General features: G+C 48.3%; 29 protein-coding genes and 1 other RNA gene. 21 read left to right on the top strand and 9 right to left on the bottom strand.

Annotation, left to right across the window (positions count from 1 at the left end):
- Positions 1–6: 6 nt before the first annotated feature.
- The 7 genes from hpf to AKG09_RS00360 form a co-directional block, all read right to left on the bottom strand.
- Positions 7–330: a ribosome hibernation-promoting factor, HPF/YfiA family gene (gene hpf / locus AKG09_RS00390; RefSeq protein ID WP_054617538.1), complete on the bottom strand. Its 324-nt coding sequence runs from the start codon at positions 328–330 to the stop codon at positions 7–9.
- Positions 331–401: 71 nt separating this feature from the next.
- A complete protein-coding gene (rpoN, locus tag AKG09_RS00385) occupies positions 402–1,757 on the bottom strand; it encodes an RNA polymerase factor sigma-54 (RefSeq protein ID WP_054617537.1) in 1,356 nt (451 codons plus the stop codon).
- Positions 1,758–1,927: 170 nt separating this feature from the next.
- Positions 1,928–2,662, bottom strand: a complete 735-nt coding sequence (gene lptB / locus AKG09_RS00380) for an LPS export ABC transporter ATP-binding protein (protein WP_054617536.1) — start codon at positions 2,660–2,662, stop codon at positions 1,928–1,930.
- A 109-nt stretch (positions 2,663–2,771) separates the two neighbouring features.
- On the bottom strand, positions 2,772–3,278 hold the full coding sequence (gene lptA / locus AKG09_RS00375; protein WP_054617535.1) for a lipopolysaccharide transport periplasmic protein LptA: 507 nt from the start codon (positions 3,276–3,278) through the stop codon (positions 2,772–2,774).
- A complete protein-coding gene (gene lptC / locus AKG09_RS00370; protein ID WP_054617534.1) occupies positions 3,259–3,840 on the bottom strand; it encodes an LPS export ABC transporter periplasmic protein LptC in 582 nt (193 codons plus the stop codon). Before lptC ends, lptA begins: the two co-directional genes overlap by 20 nt.
- On the bottom strand, positions 3,837–4,373 hold the full coding sequence (locus AKG09_RS00365; RefSeq protein ID WP_054617533.1) for an HAD family hydrolase: 537 nt from the start codon (positions 4,371–4,373) through the stop codon (positions 3,837–3,839). Before AKG09_RS00365 ends, lptC begins: the two co-directional genes overlap by 4 nt.
- 148 nt (positions 4,374–4,521) lie before the next feature.
- Entirely contained in the window at positions 4,522–5,499 is a 978-nt protein-coding gene (locus AKG09_RS00360) for an SIS domain-containing protein (protein ID WP_054617532.1), read from the bottom strand.
- A gap of 160 nt (positions 5,500–5,659) precedes the next feature.
- Here AKG09_RS00360 and tal point away from each other — a divergent pair, with 160 nt between their 5' ends.
- The 11 genes from tal to AKG09_RS00310 all read left to right on the top strand — a co-directional run bounded on the left by tal (position 5,660) and on the right by AKG09_RS00310 (position 13,277).
- Entirely contained in the window at positions 5,660–6,715 is a 1,056-nt protein-coding gene (tal, locus tag AKG09_RS00355; protein ID WP_054617531.1) for a transaldolase, read from the top strand.
- A gap of 455 nt (positions 6,716–7,170) precedes the next feature.
- Positions 7,171–7,407 (top strand): acyl carrier protein, encoded by a 237-nt coding sequence (acpP, locus tag AKG09_RS00350; protein ID WP_009117440.1) that lies wholly within the window; start codon positions 7,171–7,173, stop codon positions 7,405–7,407.
- 170 nt (positions 7,408–7,577) lie between these two features.
- Entirely contained in the window at positions 7,578–8,825 is a 1,248-nt protein-coding gene (gene fabF, locus AKG09_RS00345) for a beta-ketoacyl-ACP synthase II (RefSeq protein WP_054617530.1), read from the top strand.
- 184 nt (positions 8,826–9,009) lie between these two features.
- Positions 9,010–9,999: an NAD(P)H-dependent glycerol-3-phosphate dehydrogenase gene (locus tag AKG09_RS00340; protein WP_054617529.1), complete on the top strand. Its 990-nt coding sequence runs from the start codon at positions 9,010–9,012 to the stop codon at positions 9,997–9,999.
- 118 nt (positions 10,000–10,117) lie between these two features.
- Entirely contained in the window at positions 10,118–10,435 is a 318-nt protein-coding gene (locus AKG09_RS00335) for a hypothetical protein (protein ID WP_009117443.1), read from the top strand.
- Positions 10,436–10,449: 14 nt separating this feature from the next.
- Positions 10,450–10,761, top strand: coding sequence for a cell division protein ZapA (locus AKG09_RS00330; protein ID WP_054617528.1), 312 nt, complete (start codon positions 10,450–10,452; stop codon positions 10,759–10,761).
- Between the two features lie 13 nt (positions 10,762–10,774).
- Positions 10,775–10,961, top strand: a non-coding RNA gene (gene ssrS, locus AKG09_RS11560) — 6S RNA.
- A gap of 285 nt (positions 10,962–11,246) precedes the next feature.
- Positions 11,247–11,675, top strand: a complete 429-nt coding sequence (rplM, locus tag AKG09_RS00325) for a 50S ribosomal protein L13 (RefSeq protein WP_009117445.1) — start codon at positions 11,247–11,249, stop codon at positions 11,673–11,675.
- Between the two features lie 9 nt (positions 11,676–11,684).
- Complete coding sequence (rpsI, locus tag AKG09_RS00320) at positions 11,685–12,077, top strand: 30S ribosomal protein S9 (RefSeq protein ID WP_054617527.1); 393 nt, start codon at positions 11,685–11,687, stop codon at positions 12,075–12,077.
- A 384-nt stretch (positions 12,078–12,461) separates the two neighbouring features.
- Positions 12,462–12,701, top strand: coding sequence for a GlsB/YeaQ/YmgE family stress response membrane protein (locus AKG09_RS00315; RefSeq protein WP_054617526.1), 240 nt, complete (start codon positions 12,462–12,464; stop codon positions 12,699–12,701).
- A gap of 63 nt (positions 12,702–12,764) precedes the next feature.
- Entirely contained in the window at positions 12,765–13,277 is a 513-nt protein-coding gene (locus tag AKG09_RS00310; RefSeq protein WP_054617525.1) for a protein disulfide oxidoreductase, read from the top strand.
- Positions 13,278–13,341: 64 nt separating this feature from the next.
- Here the strand turns inward: AKG09_RS00310 and AKG09_RS00305 are convergent, their stop codons facing one another.
- A complete protein-coding gene (locus tag AKG09_RS00305; protein ID WP_054617873.1) occupies positions 13,342–15,360 on the bottom strand; it encodes a prolyl oligopeptidase family protein in 2,019 nt (672 codons plus the stop codon).
- A 74-nt stretch (positions 15,361–15,434) separates the two neighbouring features.
- Between AKG09_RS00305 and AKG09_RS00300 the strand changes: the two genes are divergently transcribed.
- From AKG09_RS00300 to ptsP, 4 genes are all read left to right on the top strand, one after another.
- Complete coding sequence (locus AKG09_RS00300; RefSeq protein WP_054617524.1) at positions 15,435–15,995, top strand: hypoxanthine-guanine phosphoribosyltransferase; 561 nt, start codon at positions 15,435–15,437, stop codon at positions 15,993–15,995.
- Between the two features lie 233 nt (positions 15,996–16,228).
- Positions 16,229–16,645: a PTS sugar transporter subunit IIA gene (locus AKG09_RS00295; RefSeq protein WP_054617523.1), complete on the top strand. Its 417-nt coding sequence runs from the start codon at positions 16,229–16,231 to the stop codon at positions 16,643–16,645.
- Positions 16,642–16,911, top strand: a complete 270-nt coding sequence (locus AKG09_RS00290; protein ID WP_009117452.1) for an HPr family phosphocarrier protein — start codon at positions 16,642–16,644, stop codon at positions 16,909–16,911. Before AKG09_RS00295 ends, AKG09_RS00290 begins: the two co-directional genes overlap by 4 nt.
- A gap of 1 nt (position 16,912) precedes the next feature.
- Positions 16,913–18,667 (top strand): phosphoenolpyruvate--protein phosphotransferase, encoded by a 1,755-nt coding sequence (ptsP, locus tag AKG09_RS00285; protein WP_054617522.1) that lies wholly within the window; start codon positions 16,913–16,915, stop codon positions 18,665–18,667.
- A gap of 84 nt (positions 18,668–18,751) precedes the next feature.
- Here the strand turns inward: ptsP and rfaQ are convergent, their stop codons facing one another.
- On the bottom strand, positions 18,752–19,825 hold the full coding sequence (gene rfaQ, locus AKG09_RS00280; RefSeq protein WP_054617521.1) for a putative lipopolysaccharide heptosyltransferase III: 1,074 nt from the start codon (positions 19,823–19,825) through the stop codon (positions 18,752–18,754).
- A gap of 124 nt (positions 19,826–19,949) precedes the next feature.
- On the opposite strand from rfaQ, the gene glnE reads away from it, so the two are divergent.
- From glnE to AKG09_RS00250, 6 genes are all read left to right on the top strand, one after another.
- Complete coding sequence (gene glnE, locus AKG09_RS00275) at positions 19,950–22,640, top strand: bifunctional [glutamate--ammonia ligase]-adenylyl-L-tyrosine phosphorylase/[glutamate--ammonia-ligase] adenylyltransferase (RefSeq protein WP_197272091.1); 2,691 nt, start codon at positions 19,950–19,952, stop codon at positions 22,638–22,640.
- A gap of 96 nt (positions 22,641–22,736) precedes the next feature.
- Positions 22,737–22,994 carry a hypothetical protein gene (locus tag AKG09_RS00270; protein ID WP_054617519.1) on the top strand — a complete coding sequence of 86 codons (258 nt, stop codon included), beginning with the start codon at positions 22,737–22,739 and terminating at the stop codon, positions 22,992–22,994.
- A gap of 179 nt (positions 22,995–23,173) precedes the next feature.
- Positions 23,174–23,779 carry a glutathione S-transferase N-terminal domain-containing protein gene (locus tag AKG09_RS00265; protein ID WP_054617518.1) on the top strand — a complete coding sequence of 202 codons (606 nt, stop codon included), beginning with the start codon at positions 23,174–23,176 and terminating at the stop codon, positions 23,777–23,779.
- Between the two features lie 94 nt (positions 23,780–23,873).
- Entirely contained in the window at positions 23,874–24,272 is a 399-nt protein-coding gene (locus tag AKG09_RS00260) for a ClpXP protease specificity-enhancing factor (RefSeq protein WP_054617517.1), read from the top strand.
- 109 nt (positions 24,273–24,381) lie between these two features.
- Positions 24,382–25,302 (top strand): tRNA pseudouridine(55) synthase TruB, encoded by a 921-nt coding sequence (gene truB, locus AKG09_RS00255; RefSeq protein WP_054617516.1) that lies wholly within the window; start codon positions 24,382–24,384, stop codon positions 25,300–25,302.
- Positions 25,303–25,539: 237 nt separating this feature from the next.
- On the top strand, positions 25,540–26,253 hold the full coding sequence (locus AKG09_RS00250; protein ID WP_054617515.1) for a phosphoglycolate phosphatase: 714 nt from the start codon (positions 25,540–25,542) through the stop codon (positions 26,251–26,253).
- Positions 26,254–26,313 lie beyond the last annotated feature (60 nt).

Genomic DNA, 26,313 nt, shown 5'->3' with positions numbered 1-26,313 from the left:
TATGATTTAATCATTTTCCGGAACCGGTGCAGGTGCGGAGCGCACATCATTGCTTTTTTCTTTATGCTTAAGAATGGCTCGATCCAGTTTATCCATCAACACATCAATTGCAGCATACATATCCGTATTATCAATCTGCTCAACATGTAAATCTTTACCGGCCAAATGTACATGGGCCTCGGCTTTGTTTTGCAGTTTATCTACCGAAAGGGTGACAGTTACCGTAATCAAATTGTCGGCATGGCGGTTGATGCGCTGAAGTTTGCTTTCAACATGATTTCTAATTGCTTCAGTAATATCAAAATTTAAACCGTTGATTTTGAGATTCATAAGTTTTACTCCTTCGGTTAATAGCGAACAACCCGGTAGGGCTGCTCTTCAAAAATATGCTTGAAGCTGTATTATCCTTTTCGGTGGCTTGCTGGAGGAATACCCAATGCCTCTCTGTATTTAGCCACTGTCCGACGGGCAATATCCACTCCCTGCTGCCTGAGCAAACTGCTGATGGCTTCGTCTGAATAGGGTTTTTTCTTATTTTCTCCTGCAATCAATTGCGCCAGCATGGCTTTAACCGCACCTTGGCTGACGCCTTCGCCACTTTCGTCAGCCGACACAGCATGGGTGAAGAAATAGCGTAGCGCAAACAGACCGCGCGGGCAAGACAAATATTTTTGATTTACCGCACGGGATACCGTACTCTCTGCAACATCCAATTCCTGTGCGGCATCTTTTAAAAGCATAGGGGTTAAACCGATCTCGCCGAACACAAAAAAGTCTTCCTGTTTCTCAACAATATATTCGGCCAACCTCAATACCGTGCTTTTACGCAGCTCCAAACTGTCTACTTTCTGGCGCGCTTCCTGGATTTTTTCACGCCATACGGAATCCACACCACTTTCTTCTTTCAACGCATCGGTTAATTCACGGTTAATCTGAATGCGCGGCCATGCCGCCTCGTTACTTTGCACCACCCACTTACCATCTTTATCTTCTTTGATAATCACATCTGGTTGAATATAAGACGTAGGCTCTGCAGATGCAAAACCATAAGCGGGAAAAGGATTCAACTGCGCCACCATATCAAGCGCACTTTGGATGACTGCCGTGTTATAATCAGGAAAATGCTTTTTCAGCTTTGCTATGTTCTGTTGAACACTTTTACTTAAATCATCCAAATGCATATGCACAATTTTCGCCGCACACTGCCTTGCGGGTGAAGCAGGCAGGCGTTGCAATTGTAAAAGCAAAGACTCCGTTAGGCTGGCTGCACCGACTCCGGGGGGATCGAATGTTTGCAAATGATCAAGCGCTTCACGCATTTCATCTTCATCCAGCATCCACTCAAGCGGACAGTGATCAATCACTTCGGGAATGCTGTCTGTCAGGTAGCCTTGCTCATCCAAAAAATCTATCAGGATATGAACGCGCGCCGCTTCAATTTGCGTTAGAGGATGTTCGCAGACTTGCTTGTGCAAATAACCGATAAAATCCTCTTCCTCGGCAATGGTTGCCCAAATATCTTCCGCTTCATCACCGCTGATTTTGTTGCGGCTGCCAACCGTAGCGGAAACAGTGTTTTGCTCTAACGGCGCTTCAGGTGTTTCACCACGCTCAAGCAGCGGATTATCTTGCAACCAGTCATCCACCTCGCGCTCCAGCTCAATACCGGACATTTGCAGAACGCGTAATGATTGCTGCATGGTCTGGTTGAGCTGCTGCGTTTGCTTCAGTTTGAGATGGAAAGATTGGCCGCTCATAATGTGGTTTCCGTTGTTTTGGAAATATTTTTGTTGTGGTTTGAATGTATTGTTAAATCATTGAAACAGTAACCGATAGGATGTCTGACCGCAAATACCACATCATGCGGCACCATTATATTTCAACAATTTGATTATATTTACCCTTATGATTTTATTCTTGTTTAATATCAATAATCAAAGTTTTCGCCTAAGTAAACTTCCCTGACTTGTTCATTATTAACCAACTCTTCCGGTGTCCCTGTGGCCAGCACTTTGCCTTCACTGATAATGAACCCCCTGTCACATATACGCAGGGTTTCACGCACGTTGTGGTCGGTAATCAAGACCCCGATTCCGCGTGCTTTCAAAAAGCCAATAATTTTTTGAATATCGATAACAGCCAGCGGATCAACACCTGCAAACGGTTCATCCAGCAGGATAAAGCGCGGTTGCATCGCCAACACACGGGCAATTTCGACACGCCGACGCTCACCGCCCGATAAAGAAGGTGCCGGGCTTTCACGAAGCCGCTCGATGTTCAGATCCGCCAAAATCTGATCCAAACGCCGGTTGATTTCGGTTTTGTCTTTGATGTTAATTTCCAAAATGGCGCGGATATTCTGCTCCACGGTCATTTTGCGGAAAATGGATGCTTCCTGCGGCAAATAGCCTAAACCTAAACGGGCGCGCTCGTATATCGGCATGTGGCGCAATTCTTGACCGTCCAGCACGATGCTGCCTGTATCTGCAGCAATCAAACCGACAATCATGTAGAAGCTGGTTGTTTTGCCGGCGCCGTTGGGGCCAAGCAGGCCGACTACTTCACCGCTGTTGATATCCAGCGAAAAATCTTTGACGACTTGGCGCTTTTTAAACGTTTTCTGCAGGCTTTTAACCACCAGGCTGCTGTGTGCTTGTTCCATAAAATCTCGTGTTTAGGCTTATATCTTTCAAATGATTGTTTCAGACAGGCATATCATGATGCCTGTCTGAAAAATGTCTGGTTCTCGGTATTTTCAGACAGGCATCTGTTTATTTTTGAGTAGGCTGTATCACAACGGTAACGCGCTTGCCGGTTTTGCCTGAAACAGCTTTACTGCCGCTGACAGTATAAACCTCAGTGCGCGTGTTATAAACAATGCTCTCCCCTTCAGCTCTGTCGCCCCCTCTGGTAACTTTGGCATTACCGACAAGCCGCACAACACCGGTATCTGATGCATATTCCACATTATTGGCCTGCCCGTCGACCTTGCCGCCTTTATCAAGCTGTTGGCCGAATTTAACGGGGTTACCGCTGGCTTTCATAAATTGATTGCCGCTTGCATCTTTCGACACGGTAACACTGCCTGAACGGATATACAATGTGCCTTGTTTGATAATCACATTTCCACTAAATGTGGTTGTTTGATTTTTCTGATCAAGCGTGCCTTGGTCAGCCTCAATTTCAATCGGCTTGTTGCGGTCACTTTCCAAAGCATAGGCAGGTGCTACCACCAAAACAACCGAAATGGCCGCGGTTTTAAGGATTTTTTGGATCATAAATAATGGCTTTCACTCGTGAGGGCAAATTCAATATACCCTTTTCATTGTCGTAAGTCAGACCGTTTGCCGTGCCGTGAGATTGACCGTAATGGTATTCTACCTTGGCATCGGTGCGGGCATTTTCGGTTTGAGTGTCGATAATAATGCGGCTGGTTTTCAGCATGCCTGCAGGTTTGCCAGCCTCTGCCGCTTTGGTCAACACCACATCATTCTCAAAATAAACCTGCCGCTTTTCAGTATCATAGCGGGCGTCTTTACTAGTTACATGGTAAATCTGCCGGCCTTGATTAAACATTGACAAATCCGGTTCTGCAAACATCACTTCGTCTGTGTCCGGCAGCTGCCATGCCTTTACAGCACTGAGGTTTTCTTTGATAAAGCCCGACTCGTCAAAGCGTTTCCCTGAAAGGCCCTGCATCTCATATTTCGGCTCGTTGGGGTTTAGCTTGGTTTCTTCCACCTGCACTTCACTAATCCTGCCAAGCCATGCACTGAGGCCGCCCAATACGACTGCCAGCACCAAAGGAAACAGCCAACCCGAACGAAACTTAATAATCATTTGATATATTCTTCCAATGCCGATTGCAGATTACCCTGAGCCTGCATAATCAGATCACACAATTCACGCACAGCGCCTTTTCCTGCCGGACGGCGGGTAACATAAGCAACATGCTGCAATACAAAATCATGCGCTTCAGGCACTGCCACGGGCAGGCCGCAGCGAACCATGACCGGCAAATCCACCACATCATCGCCGATAAACGCACACTCTTGCTCTTCGACGCCTGCTGCCAACCGCAGTTCATTATAAGCTGCTTTTTTATCGTGGATACCTTTGTAATAGTGTTGGATACCGATCTGCTTTACACGCACCCCAACAGAAGGGGCATCACGACCGGTAATAATCGCCGTTTGCACACCGCTTTGCTGCAACATTTTCAGGCCGTGCCCATCCAAGGTGTGGAACGATTTGATTTCCTCACCGTTATCACGGATAAAAATACGCCCGTCGGTCAACACACCGTCAACGTCCATAATCAATAATTTAATCTTGGCGGCACGCTCTTGGATTTCAGGGGATAAAGTTGTCATGTTTGATATTCTTTCTTTATTCAGACAGGCATATAGCCAACCAACTTAACTTTTGCTACGTCGTTACCACACCTTGCCGTACTACCTGTACTGCCTGCGGCCTGTTGCCTTGTATCAAAAATGTGTTGATCGACTATAGCGAAATTCATTAAGCAATGCGTGCCAACAATAAATCATGCATGGTAACCACACCTTCCAGCCTGCCCGCCTCATCTGCTACCAAAAGGCTGCTGATTTTTAATTCCTGCATGCTTTTAATTGCTTCAGTCGCCAACTTCTCCGCCGAAATAGTTTTCGGATTGGTGTGCATCACACTACCCAAAGTCAGATTGTTGACCTTTTCATGCTTTTCAAACACACGCCGTAAGTCACCGTCGGTAAAAATGCCCAATGCTTTACCCTCATCATCCACAATGCCAACCATGCCCAAGCCTTTTGCGCTCATAATCAAAATACCTTCGCGCAATAAGGTATCTGTTTTCGCAACCGGCAAACGCTCACCGGTACGCATGATATCCGCCACACGCAGCAACAAACGTTTGCCCAAGCTACCGGCCGGATGGCTCAAAGCAAAATCATCAGGCGTAAACGCGCGGGCACGAAGCAGCGCCACCGCCAGAGCATCGCCCAAAGCCAAAGCCGCCGTACTGCTGGAAGTAGGTGCCAAACCGAGCGGACAGGCTTCTTTCGATACAGTCGCCGTGATATGTACGTCTGCATTTCTCGCCAAAGTCGATTTCGGATTGGCAGTGATACAAATCAGGCTGATTTTTTTACGTTTGAGCGCAGGCAGCAAAGTAACGATTTCATCACTCTCACCCGAATTCGAAACCGCAATTACCACATCACCGTCAACAATCATGCCCAAATCGCCATGCGCCGCTTCGGCAGGATGCACAAAAAAAGCCGGGGTGCCGGTAGAGGCTAAAGTTGCAGCAATTTTGCGGCAGATATGGCCGGATTTGCCCACACCTGATACCACCACCCTGCCCGTACAATTCAATACGGTCGTTACTGCTGCAACAAAGTGTTCGTCTAATGAAGCAGCAATTTCTTTCAAACTCTCCGCTTCAATCCGCAATACTTCACGCGCCCATTCAATATAATTTTCTTGATTACTATTCATAATGTTTGACCATTTTCCATAATTAAAAATTATTTTCCATAATGCCCTTTAATCATATAGTGCTATCCAAATTCACTTTTTCGAGTTAGGATTTTTTATAGCCTGTAGAAACTAAACTGTTAACCATCCCTAAAGGCCTATTATTAAGGAAACATACAAAATGACTATTTTATCGGACGTTAAAGCATTAGGCCAACAAATTTGGCTCGACAATCTCTCCCGTTCATTAATCCAGAGCGGAGAATTGGCACAAATGCTGCAACAAGGTGTATGCGGCGTAACCTCCAATCCTGCCATTTTCCAAAAAGCCTTTTCCGGCGACCCGCTTTATGCAGAAGACATCAACAAACTAAAAACACAAAACCTCAGCCCGAAAGCGCGTTATGAAACTATGGCCATCGCGGATGTGCAAGCCGCCTGCGATGTATGCCTGTCTGAATACCGTTCCACAGACGGTAAAACCGGATTTGTCAGCTTGGAAGTTGCACCCGACTTATCTCATGACGCCGCGGGCACTATTGCCGAAGCCAAACGATTACACGCAGCCATTGCACGCGACAATGTCATGATTAAAGTGCCCGCTACCGATGCCGGTTTGGCAGCATTAACCGAACTTGTGACCGCAGGCATCAGCATCAACCTCACCCTGCTATTCTCACGCGCCCAAACGCTCAAAGCCTACTCCGCTTACACCAAAGGCATTGAACAACGCTTAGCAGCAGGATTACCAGTTGACCGGATTCATGTCGTTGCCAGCTTTTTCCTCTCCCGTATAGACAGCGCACTTGATCCTACCTTACCCGAACACCTGCAAGGCAAAGTCGCCATTGCTCTAGCAAAAGCTGCCTATCAGGATTGGGAGGCCTATTTCAGCAATCCGGAATTTACCAAGCTGCAACAGCGAGGCGCCAACCGCGTAGAGTTGCTTTGGGCATCCACCGGAGTAAAAAATCCAGCCTACCCCGACACCTTATATGTAGACAGCCTGATTGGCACACAAACCGTTAACACCGTGCCAGATGCCACTCTCAAAGCCTTTATCGACCACGGCACCGCCAAAGCCACTCTAACCGACAATACCGAACAGGCCAAACAGCAGTTGGCAGAAGTGGCACAATTAGGCATCGACCTCGAAGCACTGGCAACACGCCTGCAGGAAGACGGTTTAAAGCAATTCGAAGATGCATTTGAAAAACTTCTAAACCCCCTCGCATAAATTATTCATATCAAAACCAAAAGCAAGCTTTAGATAAAACCCAAAGCTTGCTTTTCTTTATAACATCCATCAATTTTAAAACACCGCTTATCAACTGAAAAAATAACAGTCTCACATAACCCGCTGATTAATTTATTCGAAGCACCATCACAAATGCCTGTCTGAAAAAACCTTTCAGACAGGCATCTTTAACAATCTCACCGACCAATCCCAACCCCTTTAATTACCTTAATATAGCAACAAAACATACAGGCCCCGATGCGTGAATGTAAGGATTCAAAAATATCCTTGTCAGTCAAAATGACCCTATGCTAGTATGCCGCCTAATCCTATTAGGGCCACATTACCCTGAATTCCGACAGAAAACTCCGGCCCGATTCGGTAAAACGCAAAAATACCGGTTATTTTAAAGTTTTCAATCAACCCGCCACAAGGCAAATTAAGGATAAACAAACATGTCAAACATCGAACAACAAGTTAAAAAAATTGTTGCTGAACAACTGGGCGTAAGCGAAGACGAAGTGAAAAACGAATCTTCATTCCAAGACGACTTGGGCGCAGATTCTTTAGACACTGTAGAGCTGGTTATGGCTTTGGAAGAAGCTTTCGGCTGCGAAATTCCTGATGAGGAAGCAGAAAAAATCACTACCGTGCAACTGGCGATTGATTACATTAACGCCCACAACGGCTAATCGCGTAGTTGAAATATTCCGGAAAGCCTCCAGTCTCACCCCAAAATACCTGAACTTGGCAGCTTTCCCCAAAAGCCCCTGTTGCGCGGCCTGTCTGCACAAAGGGGCTTTTGACCTTTCAAGACACCCCATCCAAACACTCGGGACAACTTAGAGAAACGGGAAGATTTATGAGCCAGAGAAGAGTGGTCATCACAGGCCTAGGGCAAGTATCACCTATCGGTAACGATGTAGAAACAGCATGGAAAAACCTTTTGGCAGGTCAAAGCGGTATTGATGTCATCACACGCTTTGACGTATCAGAGTTAAGCAGCCAAATTGCAGGCGAAGTAAAAAACTTTGACATCAGCCAATACATCAGCGCCAAAGAAGCCCGCCGCATGGATGCATTTATTCACTACGGCATAGCCGCCTCTTTACAAGCCATTGCAGACGCCGGCCTGAACAACACACCCAATCTGAACAAAGAACGCGTGGGCGTTAACGTTGGTGCGGGTATCGGCGGTTTACCCAGCATCGAAGCCACCGGCAAAATTGTTGCAGCCGACGGCCCGCGTAAAATCAATCCATTCTTTATCCCCGGTTCACTAATCAACATGATTGCCGGCCACGTTACCATCCTTACCGGCTACCATGGGCCAAGTTACGGTATGGTTTCCGCGTGTACCACCGGCGCACACGCAATCGGCGACTCCGCGCGTATCATTCAATACGGTGATGCAGATGTAATGATTGCCGGCGGTGCCGAAGGTGCAATCTGCATGCTCGGCATGGGCGGCTTTGCCGCGATGAAAGCCCTCTCTACCCGCAATGATGACCCCAAAACCGCATCACGCCCTTGGGACAAAGGCCGTGACGGTTTTGTGATGGGTGAAGGTGCCGGCATTCTGGTTCTGGAAGAATTGGAACACGCAAAAAAACGCGGCGCCAAAATCTACGCAGAACTGGCCGGTTTCGGCATGAGTTCCGATGCACACCACATTACCGCACCCAATGCAGAAGGTCCTGCGCTTGCCGTAACCCGCGCCTTAGCTGATGCCGGTTTAAATCCAAACGACATTGATTACGTTAATGCACACGGCACTTCCACGCCATTGGGCGATGCCAACGAAACCAACGCCCTGAAACTGGCATTTGGCGACCATGCCAAAAATTTGGTGGTCAACTCTACCAAATCCATGACCGGCCACTTACTCGGCGCAGCAGGCGGTGTAGAAGCGGTATACAGCGTACTGGCAGTCAACAACCAAGTTTCTCCGCCCACCATAAACCTCTTCGACCAAGACTTTGAAGCGGGTTGCGATCTAGATTATTGCGCCAACCAAGCCCGCGAGATGCCGATTCGCGCAGCCATTTCCAACTCTTTCGGATTCGGCGGCACCAACGGCACTCTCGTATTCAAAAAATTCGAAGGTTAAAACTTAAAGCAATACACTACACGGCCGCACCAGTCTTTCCCGAAACTCAGTGCGGCCTTAAACTTTAATGTACCATCAACTGAAATGCCTGTCTGAAAAGTGATCCCTTTTTGAAACACTTTACCCTTGCAGCATCTTCAAGCATGTTTTAAAGTTCAAACAATTTCTACCAAAGAGAAAAACGATGAAAATTACCATCATTGGTGCCGGAGCATGGGGCACAGCACTAGCCATCCATTTTGCACTGCATAATAACCAAGTCTCCATGTGGTCGCGCAACAGCGTCCATCAAGAAGCTATGCAGCAAGATAGAGAAAACAAACGTTATCTGCCCGGTTTCACCCTCCCCGAAAATCTTTCCTCACATACCGACTTAAGCGAAGCCCTGCAAGATAGCGAGCTCGTCCTCATCACCACCTCCGTTGCCGGCTTGCGTGACAGTGCCGAACTTTTAAAACAACACAACGCAGGACACCTCCCCATCATCACAGCCTGCAAAGGCTTTGAGCTTGACACCGGTTTGCTAACCTTCCAAGTCGTACAACAAGTATTGCCCGACAATCAGCACATCGGTGTTTTATCAGGCCCGAGCTTTGCACAAGAGCTGGCTAAACAATTACCCTGCGCAGTAGTTTTAGCTTCTGAAAATGAAGCATGGATTAACGATTTAGTTTCCAAATTAAACACTAATGTCATGCGACTATACGCCAACACCGATGTAATAGGCGTTGCCGTCGGCGGTGCCGTAAAAAATATAATGGCCATAGCCACAGGCTTGTCAGACGGCCTGCAATACGGCCTGAACGCCCGAGCCGCACTGGTTACCCGCGGCTTGGCCGAAATTACCCGCTTGGCCGTTGCAATGGGCGCACAACAAAAAACTATGATGGGTTTAGCAGGTATGGGGGATTTAATCCTAACCTGTACCGGCGCGCTTTCGCGCAATCGCAAAGTCGGCTTGGGTTTAGCCGAAGGTAAAGAACTGCATGAAGTATTAACCGAAATCGGCCATGTAGCAGAAGGCGTACCCACCATTGACGAAGTATTTGAAACCGCTTGCAAATACCAAATCGATATGCCGATAACCCAAACACTTTACCAATTAGTCCGCAAAGAACTTCCGGTGCAAGAAGTGGCCGCCCGTCTGATGTTGCGTGAAGCCAAATCCGAATAACGTTTTTTGCAAAGACAAAACCTGATGCCTGTCTGAAAACAAGCTTTCAGACAGGCATTATTGACATGCATAACACTCCACACTATCCTTTCACAAAAATCAAACGGTAGCATGCACTATGGAACAACCCTTAGATAAACTAGAGGTCAACGTTTACCAGCTGGCCCAAAAATTCGAAACGCTTGTTGGAGAAAACAAGCGGCTCACAGAAGAAGTTCAACGTTTAAAAGACGAACAAATTAAGTCGGATCAACAACACGAAGCAGCGATTGATGAACTGAGTGAGGCATTATTGGTACAAGTCAACAAATTGAAAGAAGATTTACAAAGCAAAATCGACAGCCTAATCTTTGAAAATCAGCAATACCGTGACTTATTAGTTCAAAATGCCGACCAAATCCGCGCCATCTTAGCGCGCCTGCCGGTAGAATCCTGAAAGGAAATGCGCAAATGAGTGAAATTGTTCAAGTTGACGTTGACATCATGTCCCGCCAGTTTAAAATCGGCGCGCCGGCAGAAGAAAAAGAAACATTAATGCAAGCCATTGATTTATTAAACCAAAAAATCAAAACTGTTAAAGAAAGCGGCAAAATCGTAGAGAGTGATAAAATTCTTATCATGGCCGCATTAAATGTTGTACACGATCTATTAAAAATGTCGATGCAGAATGGTTTGGCAATCGGCGAATTTGAGCGTAAAATAAATGACATGCTACAAGTTTCCGAACGCGCATTGGCCAAGCTGCCCAATACGCAAGAATAAACAGCAAACCTCTTCTTCCCTGCGGTGTTCGCTAAGGCATACATTCCTTTGAACCAATAAGTTCGCTTAAGGTTTCTGGGAGTTTACAGTGGGCGCGAGCGTTCTTTCTATTGGAATGCACCCGAAGCTGTCCGAGGAGACCACCTTATCTGACAAGGTTCAAGCGGATTGAGCCTAAAAACGGCACCAGCGGGGATCCCCACACCAAACACCGCCCAGGCGGTGTTTTTATATTTCGCCATAATACCGAAGAACACGCTTATAGCTGGCAAACTTTAAATTTATACAAAGTGAAGCAAACAAGGCAATTAATTCGGCAAAGCAAAACAACACCGCATAAGATATTCAGTTTCATAGCCATACAAAAACAACAAGGCTTTCCACTCTCAAACACTTCTCTACCCCATAACATCAATAAAATTGACAGCCGCTCGTTTTCTCTTTAAAATCGGTAGCTTTCTATATATTTATTTGGATTACTCCTCATGAAAACCTTTTCAGCTAAACCGCATGAGGTTAAGCGCGAGTGGTTTGTAATCGATGCAGAAGACAAAGTTCTGGGTCGCGTTGCAGCCGAAGTTGCTAGCCGTTTGCGTGGCAAACATAAGCCAGAATACACTCCCCACGTAGATACCGGCGATTACATTATCGTTATCAACGCAGACAAATTACGCGTTACCGGTACCAAACACGAAGACAAAAAATATTACCGTCACTCCGGTTTCCCCGGCGGCATCTATGAGCGCACTTTCCGTGAAATGCAAGAGCAATTCCCGGGTCGCGCTTTAGAAAAAGCAGTGAAAGGCATGCTGCCAAAAGGTCCTCTGGGCTATGCCATGATTAAAAAATTGAAAGTTTATGCAGGTTCTGAACATCAGCACGCTGCACAACAACCTAAAGTTTTGGAAATCTAAGGACGAGACATGAACGGTAAATACTACTACGGCACAGGCCGCCGCAAAAGTTCAGTGGCTCGTGTATTTCTGCAAAAAGGCACCGGCCAAATCATTGTAAACGGCCGCCCTGTTGACGAATTCTTCGCTCGCGAAACCAGCCGCATGGTTGTTCGCCAGCCTTTGGTTTTGACTGAAAATGCGGAAGCATTTGATATCAAAGTTAATGTAACCGGTGGTGGCGAAACCGGCCAATCCGGCGCTATCCGTCACGGCATTACCCGTGCTTTGATCGACTATGATGCAGCTTTGAAACCTGCTCTGTCTCAAGCCGGCCTCGTTACCCGCGATGCTCGTGAAGTTGAGCGTAAGAAACCGGGTCTGCGTAAAGCACGCCGTGCGAAACAATTCTCTAAACGTTAATCTGTTTACAGACCCGACGTTGGATAAAAAGCCCGCAGCATAGCATATATGCTGCGGGCTTTTTATCAAAGCACCACCTATTCACAATAATGCCTGTCTGAAAACAACTTTTTCAGACAGGCATTGTTTTAAAAAACCAACATAGAATTCTCTACAATCAAATCACATTAATACAAAGTAGCCAGCCGAAGACCATATAGGTTGCGGAGCTAATTTTGTTACTGCTTTCGCAACTTCACAATCGTTCTACTTAAAAAACTAACGAAACAACACTTTAGGGAAAATTAAAGCTTTACAGTCATAACAAAATTCCAACCAACTCTTTAAAAATCCACTATCAGCCCCACATAAAGTTTTCATTCACATCAAATTAAGGAATAAGAAATGCTTTCTACCATTATTATTGGCTTTATCGTCGGTGTATTGGCTAAATTTTTACACCCCGGCCGTGATAATTTAGGTTTGATTATGACCACACTGCTAGGTATCGGAGGATCGTTGTTGGCAGGTTGGGTAGGTCAATCGGTTGGCATGTATAAAATGGGCGAACCTGCAGGCTGGATTGCTTCTACTTTAGCCGCAGTGGTTATTTTGATGATTTACACCCGCGTCATTAAAAAGTAAGTACGTATAATTCCGAAGGCAGGCACTCAGCCTGCTTTTTCGCGTTCAGACAGGCAACGTTCTATGCAAAAGAAAAAATGGTATTCCTGGTTAAAAGAAGGGCTAAAGCTGCTTGTATTTATCCTACTCATTTCCACCGCACTTGACTGGTGGCGCAAACCCAAAGAACCGGAAAATTTTGCTCAGCAGGCTCTGCATACACTTTCACAACACGACATCACTTTGGCCGGGTTCAGCCAAGACCATGTAGCCGTTTTGTATTTCTGGGGTTCATGGTGCGGCATCTGTAAGCATACCTCGCCCACAGTTGAAAAACTGCGGGCCGATGGGATACCCGTACTGAGCGTGGCACTGTCTTCCGGCAGCGACGAGGAAGTACGCCAATATCTGCACCAACACAATTTGCAGTTTGATACAGTCAACGATCCTCAAGGCTTGCTTGCTAAGCAATGGCAAATCGCCGTTACGCCTACCATCGTTTTGCTGAAAAACGGCAAAATACTGCACAGCACTTCCGGCATCAGCAGCTATTGGGGCTTGCGCACACGTATCGGCCTTTTCAATTTGGTTTATTAATACACCAATTTTCAGACAGGCATTGTCAGTAAAATGCCTGTCTGAATCATGGGTCAACTACGCTCTATGCGGCTGCTTTGCCGCCAACCAAAACCATTTCCAAAAACCGTAACACACAAGCCAACTCCTCCGCTGTTTCTTCTTGTGTGCCATTGCCCGTATGGCCGCCTCCTGAAGGCGCATACAGCCAACTATCCGGAGAAATGCTACGTAGTTTTGCATAAAATTTTAAGGCATGAACCGGGTGAACGCGATCGTCGCTCAAACTGGTGGTAACTAATGCAGGCGGATACGCAATATGCCCGCTCAAATTATGATAAGGTGAGAGCGCTTGTAGAAACGGGCGGTCAAGCTCGTTTTCAGGGTCGCCGTATTCCTCAATCCAGCTTGCACCTGCCGACCATTGCGTATAACCCAACATATCAGTTAACGGCACTTCGCATACCAATACACCAATACTGTGCGGCTCCCGTACAAAAGCAGACGCCACAACCAAGCCGCCATTACTGCCGCCTTGCACAGCAATCCGGCGAGCAGACGATAAACCGCGCGCGCATATATCCTGCACAACAGCCAGCAAATCATCCACGCTACGGTGTTTGTGTTTACCTTGCGCAGCAGCATGCCAATGCTTGAACTCACCGCCGCCGCGCACATTCGCCACCACAAACGAGCGGCCCGCTTCCAGCCAATGCCGCCCCATTGTACCCAGATAATGCGGCAGCTCCGGCATACCGAACCCACCGTAAACATAGATTAAAGTAGGCGTATCGGGCGAAACAGCTTTACCCACATGATAATAAGGAATCTCAGTTCCATCCGCCGATTTTGCCCAAAACTGTTTAATCTCAATCCCCGTTGCATCAAATTGCTTGGGCTGGCGGCGCAAAACCGTCAACTCCATCACATTCAAATCCAATGCAAACAGGGTTAGCGGCGTTGTAAAGTGGCTGGCTGCAAGATAAACCACATCGCCGCCCCACGGCTGGTCGGTCATTTCCATCGCACCGCCCGGCAGCTCAGGCAATGCTTGCTCTTGCCATACGCCACCCGTATAGCGCCATGCTTTCAGACAGGCATTGACCTTATCCAAATAATTCACCACCACAAAGCGCTTAGTCGTTTCCACACTTTCAACGGCCTGATTCTCATCCGGCGCAAACAGCAATTGCGCCGCGCCCAGTTCTCCCCTATTCAATTTCACCGCCAGTAACGCACCTGCCGGATAAGCCTGATTGGCCCGCTTCCATTCCGTGCGCAGTTGCACCATAAGCTGCCCGGCCAGATAGCCGACAATTTCACAATCTTTCGGCAAGGCGAGCAATTGCACTTCACCCTCGGCATCCACCTGAAAATAATCTTTGGTGAAAAAACCCGTACCTGCTTCGATCAAATCAACCGGCGCGCCTTGCGCATCCAGATAACGCCACGCATGCACCATCACACCGCGCTCATCCATCTGATAAACTGGCAACGCCTCCTCAAAGCTCTGGCCGCGCTTCATCAACCAAACCTGCCGCGGATAGCCTGAAACCGTCAGCTGGCGCTCATCCCAAGCCGGGCAAACCCAAACACTATCTGCATCGCGCCATGCGATATGGCTTTTTCCTGCGGGAAAATGAAAGCCGCCGTCCACCAACGCACGTTTGGCAAGATCAAATTCCAAGGTATAAGCCGTATCTGCGCCGGCCACACTCAAGTTCAGCAAAACCTGCTGCGGGTTCTCCACATAATGCGACACGCCGTCCAAATACACATCGTCGTCCAAAACGGCGTCGAAATCGGCCACATTAAACAAAATTTCCCAATCTGGCATACCTGCCCGGTAAGAAGCGGCGGAGCATACGCGGTATACGCCTTTCGGATACTCCGCGTTCTGGTGGAAGTGATACATCCGCGCCCGGTGTTCCTGGCAAAACGGAATCTGCCGCTCATCTTGCAATTGCGCTGTAATGTCGGCTTTCAAGCGTTCAAATTCCGGCGTTTGTGCAAAACGCGCAAGCGTTTCCCCATGCGCCTGTTTCACAAAAGCCAATGTTTCCGGCGCATCCAAATCTTCCAAAGAAGCAAATCTATCCTGCATGACAAAATATCGCGTGAAAAAATAAAACGCGATTATAATATGCTTTTCAATCGAATTAAGCGCAATCAAACACAATGGATATCGAAACCAAACGCCTCCAAACCCAAGCCCTGCTCGACAATGCCGATTTATTGTTCAACGCCGCAGAATGCAGCGCCGCATTACACAAAATCGCTGCAGAAATCACCCGCGACCTGAGCGACAAATACCCGCTGATTCTTCCCGTAATGGGAGGTGCCGTTGTGTTTAGCGGCCAACTTCTGCCGCTGCTGCACTTCCCGCTTGATTTCGATTATGTGCATGTTTCCCGTTACGGCGACAAACTGCAGGGCGGTAATTTCAACTGGAAACGCATGCCCGAAGCAGATGCTATTGCCGGCCGCCATATTGTTGTGCTCGACGATATTCTCGACGAAGGCCACACCATGGCTGCCATCCAAACCAAACTGCTGGAAATGGGCGCCGCCAGCTGCCGCGCCGCCGTATTTGCCAACAAACTGATCAGCAAAGAAAAACCCATCAGTGCCGATTACGTCGGCCTCAATGTGCCCGACCGATACGTGTTCGGCTACGGCATGGATGCCGCCGGCGCATGGCGCAACCTCGGCGAAATCTACGCTTTAAAGCAAGATTAACCTGCTTTTTATTACAATGCCTGTCTGAAAAGTGTGCGCATCATTACAGTTGCCTTTTCAGACAGGCATTTGCTTTAGCCCCGTATATATACTGTGAAACCCCTAACCGACTGCTGCGGAATCGGCCGGCCTTATACTGACTCCCACGTTTTTCGGCTATAATTTCCGTTTAAAGACGATAAAACAGTTTCCAGGTCAAATGCCTGTCTGAAACACAACAAGGAATACACAATATGATAGGCATTATCATCCTCACCCATGAATCACTTGATGATGCATTTCGCGCGTTAACGCACCATTTTTTCCCCGACATTCCCGATAACATCCGCCTGCTCGGCGTAAAGAATAGCGAAGACCACGACGACGTAATCCGGCAAATCAACCGGCTGATGGAAGAAATCAATGCCGACCAAGGTGTGCTCGTGTTAACCGATATCTTCGGTGCCACACCCTGCAATGCCGCGCGCAAACTCGTTATCCCCGACAAAATCGCCATGCTCACCGGACTTAACGTGCCCATGATGATAAAAGCCATCCAACATTCCAACAGCGGTATCGGTTTGGCCGAATTTACCGCAAAAGTCAAACAAGCCGCCATAAACGGCATTATCGACATTACCTCACCACATGGAGGAGTCTGCTCACTATGATCAAACAATCCGTCGAAATCATCAACAAACTCGGTTTACACGCCCGAGCTTCCAGCAAATTCACCCAAACCGCTTCCGGCTTTCAAAGCGAAGTATGGGTTAGCCGAAACGGGCACCGAGTCAACGGCAAAAGCATTATGGGTCTCATGATGCTGGCCGCAGCCAAAGGCACGGTTATCGAGCTGGAAACCGACGGTGCCGACGAACAAGCCGCTATGCAGGCATTGATTAACCTGATAAACGACTATTTCGGCGAAGGAGAATAAAATGAGCATCGTCCTACATGGTGTAGCTGCCGGCAGAGGCATCGCCATAGGCCGTGCCCATCTCCTCTCCCGCGGCATGAGTGAAGTGCCGCAGCAAAATCTGGAGCCCGAAGACATTCCGGCAGAAACCGCCCGCTACGAATCTGCCATCAAAGCAACCCGCCGGCAAATGGAGCAACTGCGCAGCAGCATTCCCGAAAACGCCCCTACCGAGCTGGGTGCGTTCATCTCGCTGCACCTGATGCTACTGACCGACGTGACCTTATCACGCGAACCGGTAGACATCATTGAAGAAGAACACATCAATGCCGAATGGGCGCTCAAAATCCAAACCGACCGTCTCAGCCGCCAGTTCGACGCCATCGAAGACGAATACCTGCGCGGGCGCAAACAAGACATGCTGCAAGTAGTGGAACGCATCCATAACAACCTTATCGGCCAGAGCAACGAGCTAAACCTCAGCCCCGACTTGCTCGACGAAACCATCCTGATTGCCCAAGACATCTCCCCTGCCGATACCGTTCATTTCAAAGAACAGCGCGTTGCTGCTTTCGTTACCGACGCCGGCGGCCCCACCAGCCATACTGCTATTTTAGGGCGCAGCTTGGAAATTCCTTCCGTTATCGGCCTGCGTAACGCCCGCAATCTGATTAGTGAAAACGAATGGGTTATCGTAGACGGCATCAACGGCATTCTGATTATCGCGCCCGATGACCTCGTAATCGCCGAATACCGGCGCAAACTGCGCGAATACCGCAGCCGCCAACGCCAACTCAGCAAGCTGAAGGATACTGCCGCCACCACCGAAGACGGCGTCAATATCGAACTGCTTGCCAATATAGAATCTGCCGAAGATATCAAAGCCCTGCATAAATACGGTGCCGACGGTGTGGGCTTGTTCCGAAGCGAATTTCTCTTTCTCAACCGCGATACCTTGCCCGATGAAAACGAGCAATATGAGGTTTACAGCGACATTATCAAAAAACTCAAAGGCAAACAGCTCACCATACGCACCGTTGACTTGGGCGTAGATAAAAACCCGCGCTGGTTTGGCCAACACGGCACGCCTAACGGCAACCCCAATCCCGCCCTCGGCTTAACCGGTATCCGCCTGTGTCTGGCCGAACCCGTAATGTTCCGCACCCAGATGCGCGCCATCCTGCGCTCCGCCGTACACGGCCCGGTCAAAATCATGTGGCCGATGATTGCCTCGGTTTCAGAATTAAAACAATGCCTTGTTCATCTGGAAACCGCACAAAAACAGCTGGCCGAGCGAGGTGAAAAATGGCAGGAAGTAGAAGTTGGCTGCATGATTGAAATTCCCGCTGCCGCACTGACCACCGCCACATTACTCAGATATGTGGATTTCATTTCCATCGGCACGAACGATTTGATTCAATACACGCTTTCAGTCGACCGCGGAGACGACAGCGTCAGCTATCTTTACCAACCGGCCCATCCGGCCGTATTACGCTTGTTGGCACACATCATCCGCACCGCCAATCGTATCGGCAAATCCGTGTCCATATGCGGCGAGATGGCCGGCGATACCGACTTTACCCGCCTCTTACTCGGCCTCGGCCTGCGCCGCTTCTCTATGAATACCACCAACCTGCTGGCGGTTAAAGATGTGGTGTTACACAGCAATATTGATGAATTGGAAACTGAAATCGGCAAAGTAATGCGCAACGATGATCCCGACAAATCGGAAAAATTATTGAAAAAATTGAATGAAACGGAAGAAGCTTCTGTATAAATCTTTTATGAAACACAATGCCTGTCTGAAAGCAGAAAAAGCTTTTCAGACAGGCATTGTGTTTCATAATCAGCCCGGTGTTTTTCAGATAGGCATTTGCCGCTCGACCGCCGCCCACACAGCATCTACCGGAATATTGCCCAAATAACGCTCGCTTGTGTTCACATCAATGCTGTTTGGATGCGGCAATTCGCCGAAATCGCCCGCCCACACTACTTCTGCGCGATCCGAATAAGGACGCCAGCGGCTAACCCAACTGGGGCCGAACAACGCAACTTGCGGTTTATCAAGCGCTGCAGCAATATGCATGGGCACGGAATCCACACCGATAAACAGCTTTGCACGGTCAATGGCGGCAGCGAGTTCACGCAAAGTCAACACTCCGTCCAGCACCCACAATTTCTGCGGCAAAGCGATATGAATTTGAGATTGCAAATATTCCAACATCGCATGTTCGCGCGCATCAGGCGCCGCAGTGAGCACTACATTGCAGCCCGAATCAAACAGCCTTTTCAAAAGCTCGACTGTTTTATCGTCCTCCCAGCATTTGAAAAACCAGCGCGATCCGGGATGCACCAACACATAATCTTCACCGCGCCAACCCCGGTCTTGCAGTTTCTGCTCCAAGCTTCTGCGCGAGGCTTCGGAAATACCCATGCGCACTTGCGGTTTATAATATTTCAGATCCACCCCCAAAGGCGCCAGTAGGCTGAGATTGTCATCAACCGTATGCATATCCATGCCATGCGGTTCGGTCAGATCCGTATGCAATTTGCGCCAAAGAGCATTGTGCCGGTTATGCCAATTAAAAGACAAACCGCGTTGCGCTTCGCTGAATTTAGTAATCAGGCCGGCGCGCCAGCGGTTGGAAAAATTCAGTACAGCATCATAATTTTGTACCTGAATCCATCTGAGTAAAGCAATTTCCTTTTGAAGATGAAACAGCTTGCCCTGTTTCTTCCAAGCACGATCGATAGTATGAATTTGAGAAATCAAAGGATTATCGATTAAAACGTCTTCCATCCCTTTGTACACCAGCATGTCCACATAACAATCGGGCATCGCTGCTTTCAACGCATCGGCCACAGCCGTGGTAAGCAGGACATCACCGTGGTGCATCATTTGTATTAATAAAAATCGTTGTTTTTGTTTCATCATTTTGCAATCTGATTATCTGCCCGCGAGCAGCCTTTATTATTAATTGCCATTATAAAACCAAAGTGGTTTTTCAGACAGGCATTTGATACTATATTTGCTTAATGCCTATCTGAAAAAACCATAAATCATTATGTCTACCATCGAAACTGCCCGCTGCTATTCACAATATCTTTCCCGCCACCTAGACAACGGCAATCTTAAGCCCGAAATTCTAAACCCTCTGCTTTCCCGCCCGCTCGACGCCGCCGATTTTTATGCATTCGCTGATTGGGAACAATTGCAACACGATGAAAATGAAGCAGAGCTGGCGCGTCAGCTGCGGCTTCTTCGTCGTTATGTGATGGCGCACATCCTCATTCGCGATATAAACCGCATCAGCGATCTGAACGAAGTTACCGGCACCATTACCCGCTTTGCCGAATTCGCCGTGAACACAGCCTTAAACTACGCCTACGCCTACTATCAAGATATGTACGGCATGCCGATTGGCCGATACAGCGGCACACCGCAACACTTAAGCGTTGTGGCCATGGGTAAAGCCGGCGGCTATGAGCTAAACGTATCTTCCGACATCGATTTGATTTTCATCTACCCCGAAAACGGCGACACCAACGGCAAACGCGAACGCACCAATCAGGAATTCTTCACCAAAGTCGGCCAAAAATTAATCACCCTGTTAAACGACATCACCGCCGACGGCCAAGTATTCCGCGTGGACATGCGGCTGCGGCCCGACGGTGACAGCGGCCCGCTCGTGCTCAGCGAAACCGCACTGGAGCAATACCTCATCACACAAGGCCGCGAATGGGAGCGCTACGCATGGTGTAAAGGCCGCATCATCACACCTCATGCCAACGATATTGCCGCACTTGTACGCCCGTTTGTATTCCGCAAGTATCTGGATTTCAACGCCTATGAAGCCATGCGCGGCCTTCACCGGCAAATCCGCCGCGAAGTGCAGAAAAAAGATATGGCCGATAACATCAAACTCGGTGCAGGCGGCATACGCGAAATCGAATTCATTGCCCAAATTTTCCAAATGATACGCGGCGGCCAGATCCGCGCCCTGCAACTGAAAGGCACGCAAGAAACCCTGAAAAAGCTGGAAGAATTAGTCATTCTCAGCAGCGAAACCATTGCCGGCTTGCTGGAAGCCTACCGTTTCTTACGTGACATCGAACACCGCTTGCAATACTGGGACGACCAGCAAACCCAAACCCTGCCCCGAGAAGCCGAGCAACAGCAATTACTGGCTCAAAGCATGGGTTTTAACAACTATGAAGCGTTTTCAGACAGGCTTCAACAACACCGTCGCTTCGTCAACCGAACCTTCGAACAAGTGCTCGCCGAACCCGAAGAAAATCATGACGAAGATACTCAGGAATTAGCCGCACTCTGGCATGAAAGCGGCGATGATGCGGAAAGACATGAGCAACTCGCCTCATTGGGCTTTGATGCTGCCAGCGTTTCAGCAAGGCTCAACCAGCTCAGAAACAGCAGCAAATACCGCCACCTATCCGAGCGCGCTCTACACCGCTTCGATACCGTTGTGCCGCAGATTATTGCCGCTGCCCAACAATGCAGCCAACCCACACAAACCCTGTTCCGTCTGCTCGATTTTCTCGAAACCGTCAGCACGCGCTCCTCATATCTTGCCTTTCTGCATGAATACCCCAAGCAATTACAGCAACTCGCCGAAATCATGAGCCAAAGTTCATGGGTGGCCGACTATCTGCAACGCCATCCTGTTTTGCTGGACGGCCTGCTTTCCTCACAACTGATGAAACAAGAACAAGACTGGTCCAAAGTCAGCGCCGAACTCGCTCAAACCTTGGAAGCCTGCGACGACACAGAAAACAAAATGGACACACTGCGCCATTTCCAACACGCACAAACCTTCCGCTTAGCCGTGCAAGATTTGGCAGGCTTATGGAAAGTGGAAGCACTCAGCGACGAGCTTTCCCTGATTGCCGACATCATCCTTACACAAACCCTGATTCATGCCTGGCGCGACATGCCGAAAACCCACAGCGACGCCCCCGGCTTCGCCATTATCGGCTACGGCAAACTCGGCGGCAAAGAACTGGGCTACACCTCCGACCTCGATCTCGTTTTCTTATACGACGACCCGCACCCCGACGCCTCCGACACCTACACCCGCCTCGCCCGAAGGCTCACTACCTGGCTCTCCGGCAGCACGGGCGCCGGAACGCTCTATGATGTTGACCTGCGCCTGCGCCCCAACGGCGATAGCGGCTTTCTCGCACACACCGTGGACGCTTTTGAAAAATATCAGCACAAAAACGCTTGGACATGGGAACACCAAGCCCTTACCCGTGCCCGTTATATCGCCGGCTCACCCGAAATCGGCAATGCTTTTGAGCGCATCCGTCGCGAAATACTCACTCAGGAGCGCAACGCCGACAAACTGCGCAACGAAATCATTGAAATGCGCGAAAAAATGTTCCCTACTCATCCGCCGCTAGACAGCGATGTAAAATATGCGCGAGGTGGTATAGTTGATGTAGAATTCATTGTGCAATACCTGATTCTTGCCCAATCACGCCATTGTCCTGCTTTACTGGAAAATTACGGCAACATTGCCCTTTTACGCATAGCTGCAGAACACGGCCTGATTGATGCTGAATCCGCCCGGCTCAGCCGCCGCGCCTACCGCTTTTTCCGCAAGCTGCAACACGATAAGAAATTACGCGATGTAGAAAAAATCGAGGCCGGTGAAGAATTGTCGGCGCATTATCAAGCAGTGAAAAAGCTGTGGCAGGAAGTATTCGGTGAAGCGCCGAAAACAGCTTGAAACAACAATGCCTGTCTGAAACTTTTTTCAGACAGGCATTTCAAGCAGCCCAACACTTATTTTATAAACAACCCCCAACAAATACATCGAATACACATGAGCACAATCAACATTGCCTTAGCCGCCCTATTGGTTATCTGGTTTCTTGCCAGCATCGTATGGGGCAGCATCTGGATGAATCTGGTTACTTCCAGCCAGGAAGATAAAGAAGAGTTTCTCAACGAACACGTCCGCTCCCCATCAGACCGCATAGGCGTAAGCATGTTGCGCTTCCCTGTGTTACATTTAATCATCTGGCTGATTAATGTGATCGGATTATGCTGGGTAGCCACCGGCTGGTGGCAAAGTTTATAAAGAATACTTTGGTCAAATGAAAAAATGCCTGTCTGAAAGAATATTTCAGACAGGCATTTTTCTATTTAAAAACAACTAATTATAATAATTTTCTTGGTTTTTTCCAGCAAAAATATTATACTGCTTCATATTTTCTTTCCTAACACACCCCTTAAAAAATATTTAGGAGCCGTTCCAACATGATGATTCTTTATTCAGGTATTACCTGCCCGTTCAGCCACCGCTGCCGTTTTGTGCTTTTCGAAAAAGGTATGGATTTTGAAATCAAAGATGTAGACGTGTTCAACAAGCCGGAAGACCTGGCCATTATGAACCCGTATAACCAAGTACCCGTTTTGGTGGAGCGCGACTTGATTCTGCATGAATCCAACATCATCAACGAATATATCGACGAACGTTTCCCACATCCGCAATTAATGCCGGGAGATCCCGTAATGCGCGGTCGCGGCCGTTTGGTATTGTTTCGTCTGGAAAAAGAGCTGTTCAGCCACGTTCATGTTTTGGAAGACCCTGAAGCTACGCCCAAAGAACAGGCAAAAGCGCGTGAAGCCATTACCAGCGGCCTCACCGTACTTGCTCCCGCGTTCAACAAAAATAAATACATTCTAGCCGACGAATTTTCTATGATTGACGTAGCCATCGCCCCGTTATTGTGGCGTTTGAACCATTACGACATCAAATTAGGAAAATCAGCCGCACCATTATTAAAATATGCGGAGCGGATTTTCCAACGCGAGGCCTTTATCGAAGCACTCACTCCTGCTGAAAAAGCCATGCGCCGTTAATCAATCAAAAGGGAAAGCATGACTTTCCCTTTCTGTTATGGTAAAACATTCAAGCAGCCAACCGCTTTAAATTATTTCAAATGGACAAAGCCGTATGACAACCAGCACCAAGCCTTATTTACTCCGCGCCCTTTATGAATGGTGTGTTGACAACAGCCAAACGCCCCACATCGTAGCGTGGGTCAACGAACACACGCGCGTGCCGATGCAATATGTACGCGACAATGAAATCGTATTGAACATCGGCCCTGCCGCCAGCCCAAATGTGAGTATTGACAACGAATGGATTCATTTCTCTGCGCGTTTCGGCGGTGTGGCACATGAAATCTGGATTCCCGTAGGCCATGTCGTCAGCATCTTCGCCCGCGAAAGCGGTGAAGGTATGGGTTTTGAAGTAGAGCCTTGGCAGCCTGAAAGCGCGCCGTCCAACAAGAGTGACACACCGCCCGATGGTGATGCGCCCAAGAAAAAAGGGCTAAAGCTCGTAAAATAAGTTGTTCCGAATGAAACAAAAGGCTGAAGCAGATCAACCATTCTATCGCCTGCTTCAGCCCCTTATGGAATGATATAATCCACCTCTTTATCAGCAACCCCAACCACGCATGAACAAGCCGCAAAAAAAGCGCAAGCTCAACGGCATATTGCTGCTCGACAAACCTACCGGCCTTTCCAGTAACAGCGCCCTGCAAAAAGCCCGCCGAATTTTCAATGCCGAAAAAGCTGGCCACACCGGCGTGCTCGACCCTTTGGCCACCGGCCTTTTACCTGTATGTTTCGGCGAAGCCACCAAGTTTGCCCAATACCTTTTGGATGCCGACAAAGGCTACACCGCCACACTCAAACTCGGTGAAGCCACCACTACCGGCGACGCAGAAGGAGAAATCATCGCTACTGCGCCCATACCCGAAAGCAGAGAAAATTTTCAAGCTGCCTGCGCTGCGTTAACCGGTGCCATCCGCCAAGTACCACCCATGTTTTCGGCTCTCAAACACGAAGGCCGACCGCTTTACGAATACGCCCGAAAAGGTATTGTGATAGAACGCAAGCCGCGCGATATTATTATCCATAGTATAGAAATTACCGAATTTTCACCGCCGAAAGCAGTGATTGAGGTACGTTGCAGTAAAGGCACTTATATCCGTACACTCAGCGAAGATATCGCCAAAAAAATGGGCACTTTCGCCCACCTCACCGCCCTGCGCCGAACCGAAACCGCTGGATTCGGCATCAATCAAACCCATACTCTCGAATCACTGGAGGCACTCAGCGAAATTGAACGTGACGCCTTGCTGCTGCCTTGCGATGCTCTAGTACAACATCTACCCGAAATACATCTGAATGATAACGAAATCAAACTGCTGCGTTTCGGGCAACAACCTGCTTACCACTATCCAAACCTACCGACCGAAACACCGCTGCGCGCATACAGCATACAAAACGAATTTATCGGCTTGATAGAATACCTCCCTCGCCATGCCTGTCTGAAAAGTGTCAGACTGATGAACACCAGAAATACAATTTAAACACAGGGACATCAACCGACACTTTGTTAAAGCAAATAAACTTATCGCTACAAACTGGACCTCTTTTATACATCGTCCCCCACGCTTTGCCCTACTAACTATACTGTCCGTGCTTCGTAGCTTGTTTCTGAATATTAAGTTTTCGGCTATATGGTCAAATTGACAGCCAAACCTAGAGGCATACGCTTTTTTTGTTATACAATAAACATTCTCTCTCTTCCCTTATACATAAAATATATGAACCCAACCTCCCTTGCCCATGTTCAAGCCGCTGCTTTCGACTTAGACGGTACACTTTGTGATTCCATCCCCGATTTAGCCTCCGCCGCCAACGCTACCCGCCAACACATGGGCTTGCCTACGCTTCCGGATAAAGTTGTAGAAAGCTACGTAGGAGACGGTATCACCAAACTTGTTCACCGCGTCTTAACCGACACCCGCGAAGAAGAAGCGCCGCAAGCACAATGGGAAGAAGCATTTGCCTTTTTCGTGCAACATTATCGTGAGCATTTGTCTGACTTTACCCGCCCTTACCCTGAAACTGAAGCCGGCCTTGGTTTGCTTAAATCATTAGGCATTCCACTGGCTGTGATTACCAATAAAAACGAGCTATTGGCGGTTGAGCTGCTCAAACAACTCAAACTCGCCGACTATTTCAGCCTGATTCTCGGAGGCGACAGCCTGTCTGAAAAAAAACCCAGCCCGCTACCATTGCAACACGCCGCCGAAGTGTTGGGTGTAGACGTAAAAAACATGCTTATGGTTGGTGATTCACACAATGATATCCTTGCCGCCAAAGCCGCAGGCTGCATGAGCGTGGGTGTATCTTTTGGTTATGGCAATATGGCGGAGCTTTCTAAAAAAAGCAGCACCAAACCTGACTGGATTATCAATTCATTACCAGAAATCTACGAAAATCTGCGTCCGCAAGCAGAGCCGGGCAACAAATAAAATATAACAATGCCTGTCTGAATACTTTTCAGACAGGCATTGTTCCATTACACCATCATT

The organism is Neisseria sp. 83E34 (assembly GCF_001308015.1).
Lineage (GTDB): Bacteria > Pseudomonadota > Gammaproteobacteria > Burkholderiales > Neisseriaceae > Neisseria.
Note: the sequence above shows the minus strand (reverse complement) of the source record. Positions and strands in the feature narration are given on the sequence as shown.

Bases quoted from the DNA above. Each gene is read 5' to 3' on its own strand.
- AKG09_RS00310 (WP_054617525.1), top strand. From the start codon at position 12,765: ATGCAAAAGAAAAAATGGTATTCCTGGTTAAAAGAAGGGCTAAAGCTG.
- AKG09_RS00250 (WP_054617515.1), top strand. From the start codon at position 25,540: ATGAACCCAACCTCCCTTGCCCATGTTCAAGCCGCTGCTTTCGACTTA.
- AKG09_RS00265 (WP_054617518.1), top strand. From the start codon at position 23,174: ATGATGATTCTTTATTCAGGTATTACCTGCCCGTTCAGCCACCGCTGC.
- AKG09_RS00290 (WP_009117452.1), top strand. From the start codon at position 16,642: ATGATCAAACAATCCGTCGAAATCATCAACAAACTCGGTTTACACGCC.
- truB (WP_054617516.1), top strand. From the start codon at position 24,382: ATGAACAAGCCGCAAAAAAAGCGCAAGCTCAACGGCATATTGCTGCTC.
- AKG09_RS00335 (WP_009117443.1), top strand. From the start codon at position 10,118: ATGGAACAACCCTTAGATAAACTAGAGGTCAACGTTTACCAGCTGGCC.
- lptC (WP_054617534.1), bottom strand. From the start codon at position 3,840: ATGATTATTAAGTTTCGTTCGGGTTGGCTGTTTCCTTTGGTGCTGGCA.
- rpoN (WP_054617537.1), bottom strand. From the start codon at position 1,757: ATGAGCGGCCAATCTTTCCATCTCAAACTGAAGCAAACGCAGCAGCTC.
- ptsP (WP_054617522.1), top strand. From the start codon at position 16,913: ATGAGCATCGTCCTACATGGTGTAGCTGCCGGCAGAGGCATCGCCATA.
- AKG09_RS00330 (WP_054617528.1), top strand. From the start codon at position 10,450: ATGAGTGAAATTGTTCAAGTTGACGTTGACATCATGTCCCGCCAGTTT.
- lptB (WP_054617536.1), bottom strand. From the start codon at position 2,662: ATGGAACAAGCACACAGCAGCCTGGTGGTTAAAAGCCTGCAGAAAACG.
- rfaQ (WP_054617521.1), bottom strand. From the start codon at position 19,825: ATGATGAAACAAAAACAACGATTTTTATTAATACAAATGATGCACCAC.
- AKG09_RS00305 (WP_054617873.1), bottom strand. From the start codon at position 15,360: ATGCAGGATAGATTTGCTTCTTTGGAAGATTTGGATGCGCCGGAAACA.
- AKG09_RS00315 (WP_054617526.1), top strand. From the start codon at position 12,462: ATGCTTTCTACCATTATTATTGGCTTTATCGTCGGTGTATTGGCTAAA.
- fabF (WP_054617530.1), top strand. From the start codon at position 7,578: ATGAGCCAGAGAAGAGTGGTCATCACAGGCCTAGGGCAAGTATCACCT.
- rpsI (WP_054617527.1), top strand. From the start codon at position 11,685: ATGAACGGTAAATACTACTACGGCACAGGCCGCCGCAAAAGTTCAGTG.
- tal (WP_054617531.1), top strand. From the start codon at position 5,660: ATGACTATTTTATCGGACGTTAAAGCATTAGGCCAACAAATTTGGCTC.
- hpf (WP_054617538.1), bottom strand. From the start codon at position 330: ATGAATCTCAAAATCAACGGTTTAAATTTTGATATTACTGAAGCAATT.
- acpP (WP_009117440.1), top strand. From the start codon at position 7,171: ATGTCAAACATCGAACAACAAGTTAAAAAAATTGTTGCTGAACAACTG.
- AKG09_RS00295 (WP_054617523.1), top strand. From the start codon at position 16,229: ATGATAGGCATTATCATCCTCACCCATGAATCACTTGATGATGCATTT.
- AKG09_RS00360 (WP_054617532.1), bottom strand. From the start codon at position 5,499: ATGAATAGTAATCAAGAAAATTATATTGAATGGGCGCGTGAAGTATTG.
- lptA (WP_054617535.1), bottom strand. From the start codon at position 3,278: ATGATCCAAAAAATCCTTAAAACCGCGGCCATTTCGGTTGTTTTGGTG.
- AKG09_RS00300 (WP_054617524.1), top strand. From the start codon at position 15,435: ATGGATATCGAAACCAAACGCCTCCAAACCCAAGCCCTGCTCGACAAT.
- AKG09_RS00270 (WP_054617519.1), top strand. From the start codon at position 22,737: ATGAGCACAATCAACATTGCCTTAGCCGCCCTATTGGTTATCTGGTTT.
- AKG09_RS00365 (WP_054617533.1), bottom strand. From the start codon at position 4,373: ATGACAACTTTATCCCCTGAAATCCAAGAGCGTGCCGCCAAGATTAAA.
- AKG09_RS00260 (WP_054617517.1), top strand. From the start codon at position 23,874: ATGACAACCAGCACCAAGCCTTATTTACTCCGCGCCCTTTATGAATGG.
- AKG09_RS00340 (WP_054617529.1), top strand. From the start codon at position 9,010: ATGAAAATTACCATCATTGGTGCCGGAGCATGGGGCACAGCACTAGCC.
- rplM (WP_009117445.1), top strand. From the start codon at position 11,247: ATGAAAACCTTTTCAGCTAAACCGCATGAGGTTAAGCGCGAGTGGTTT.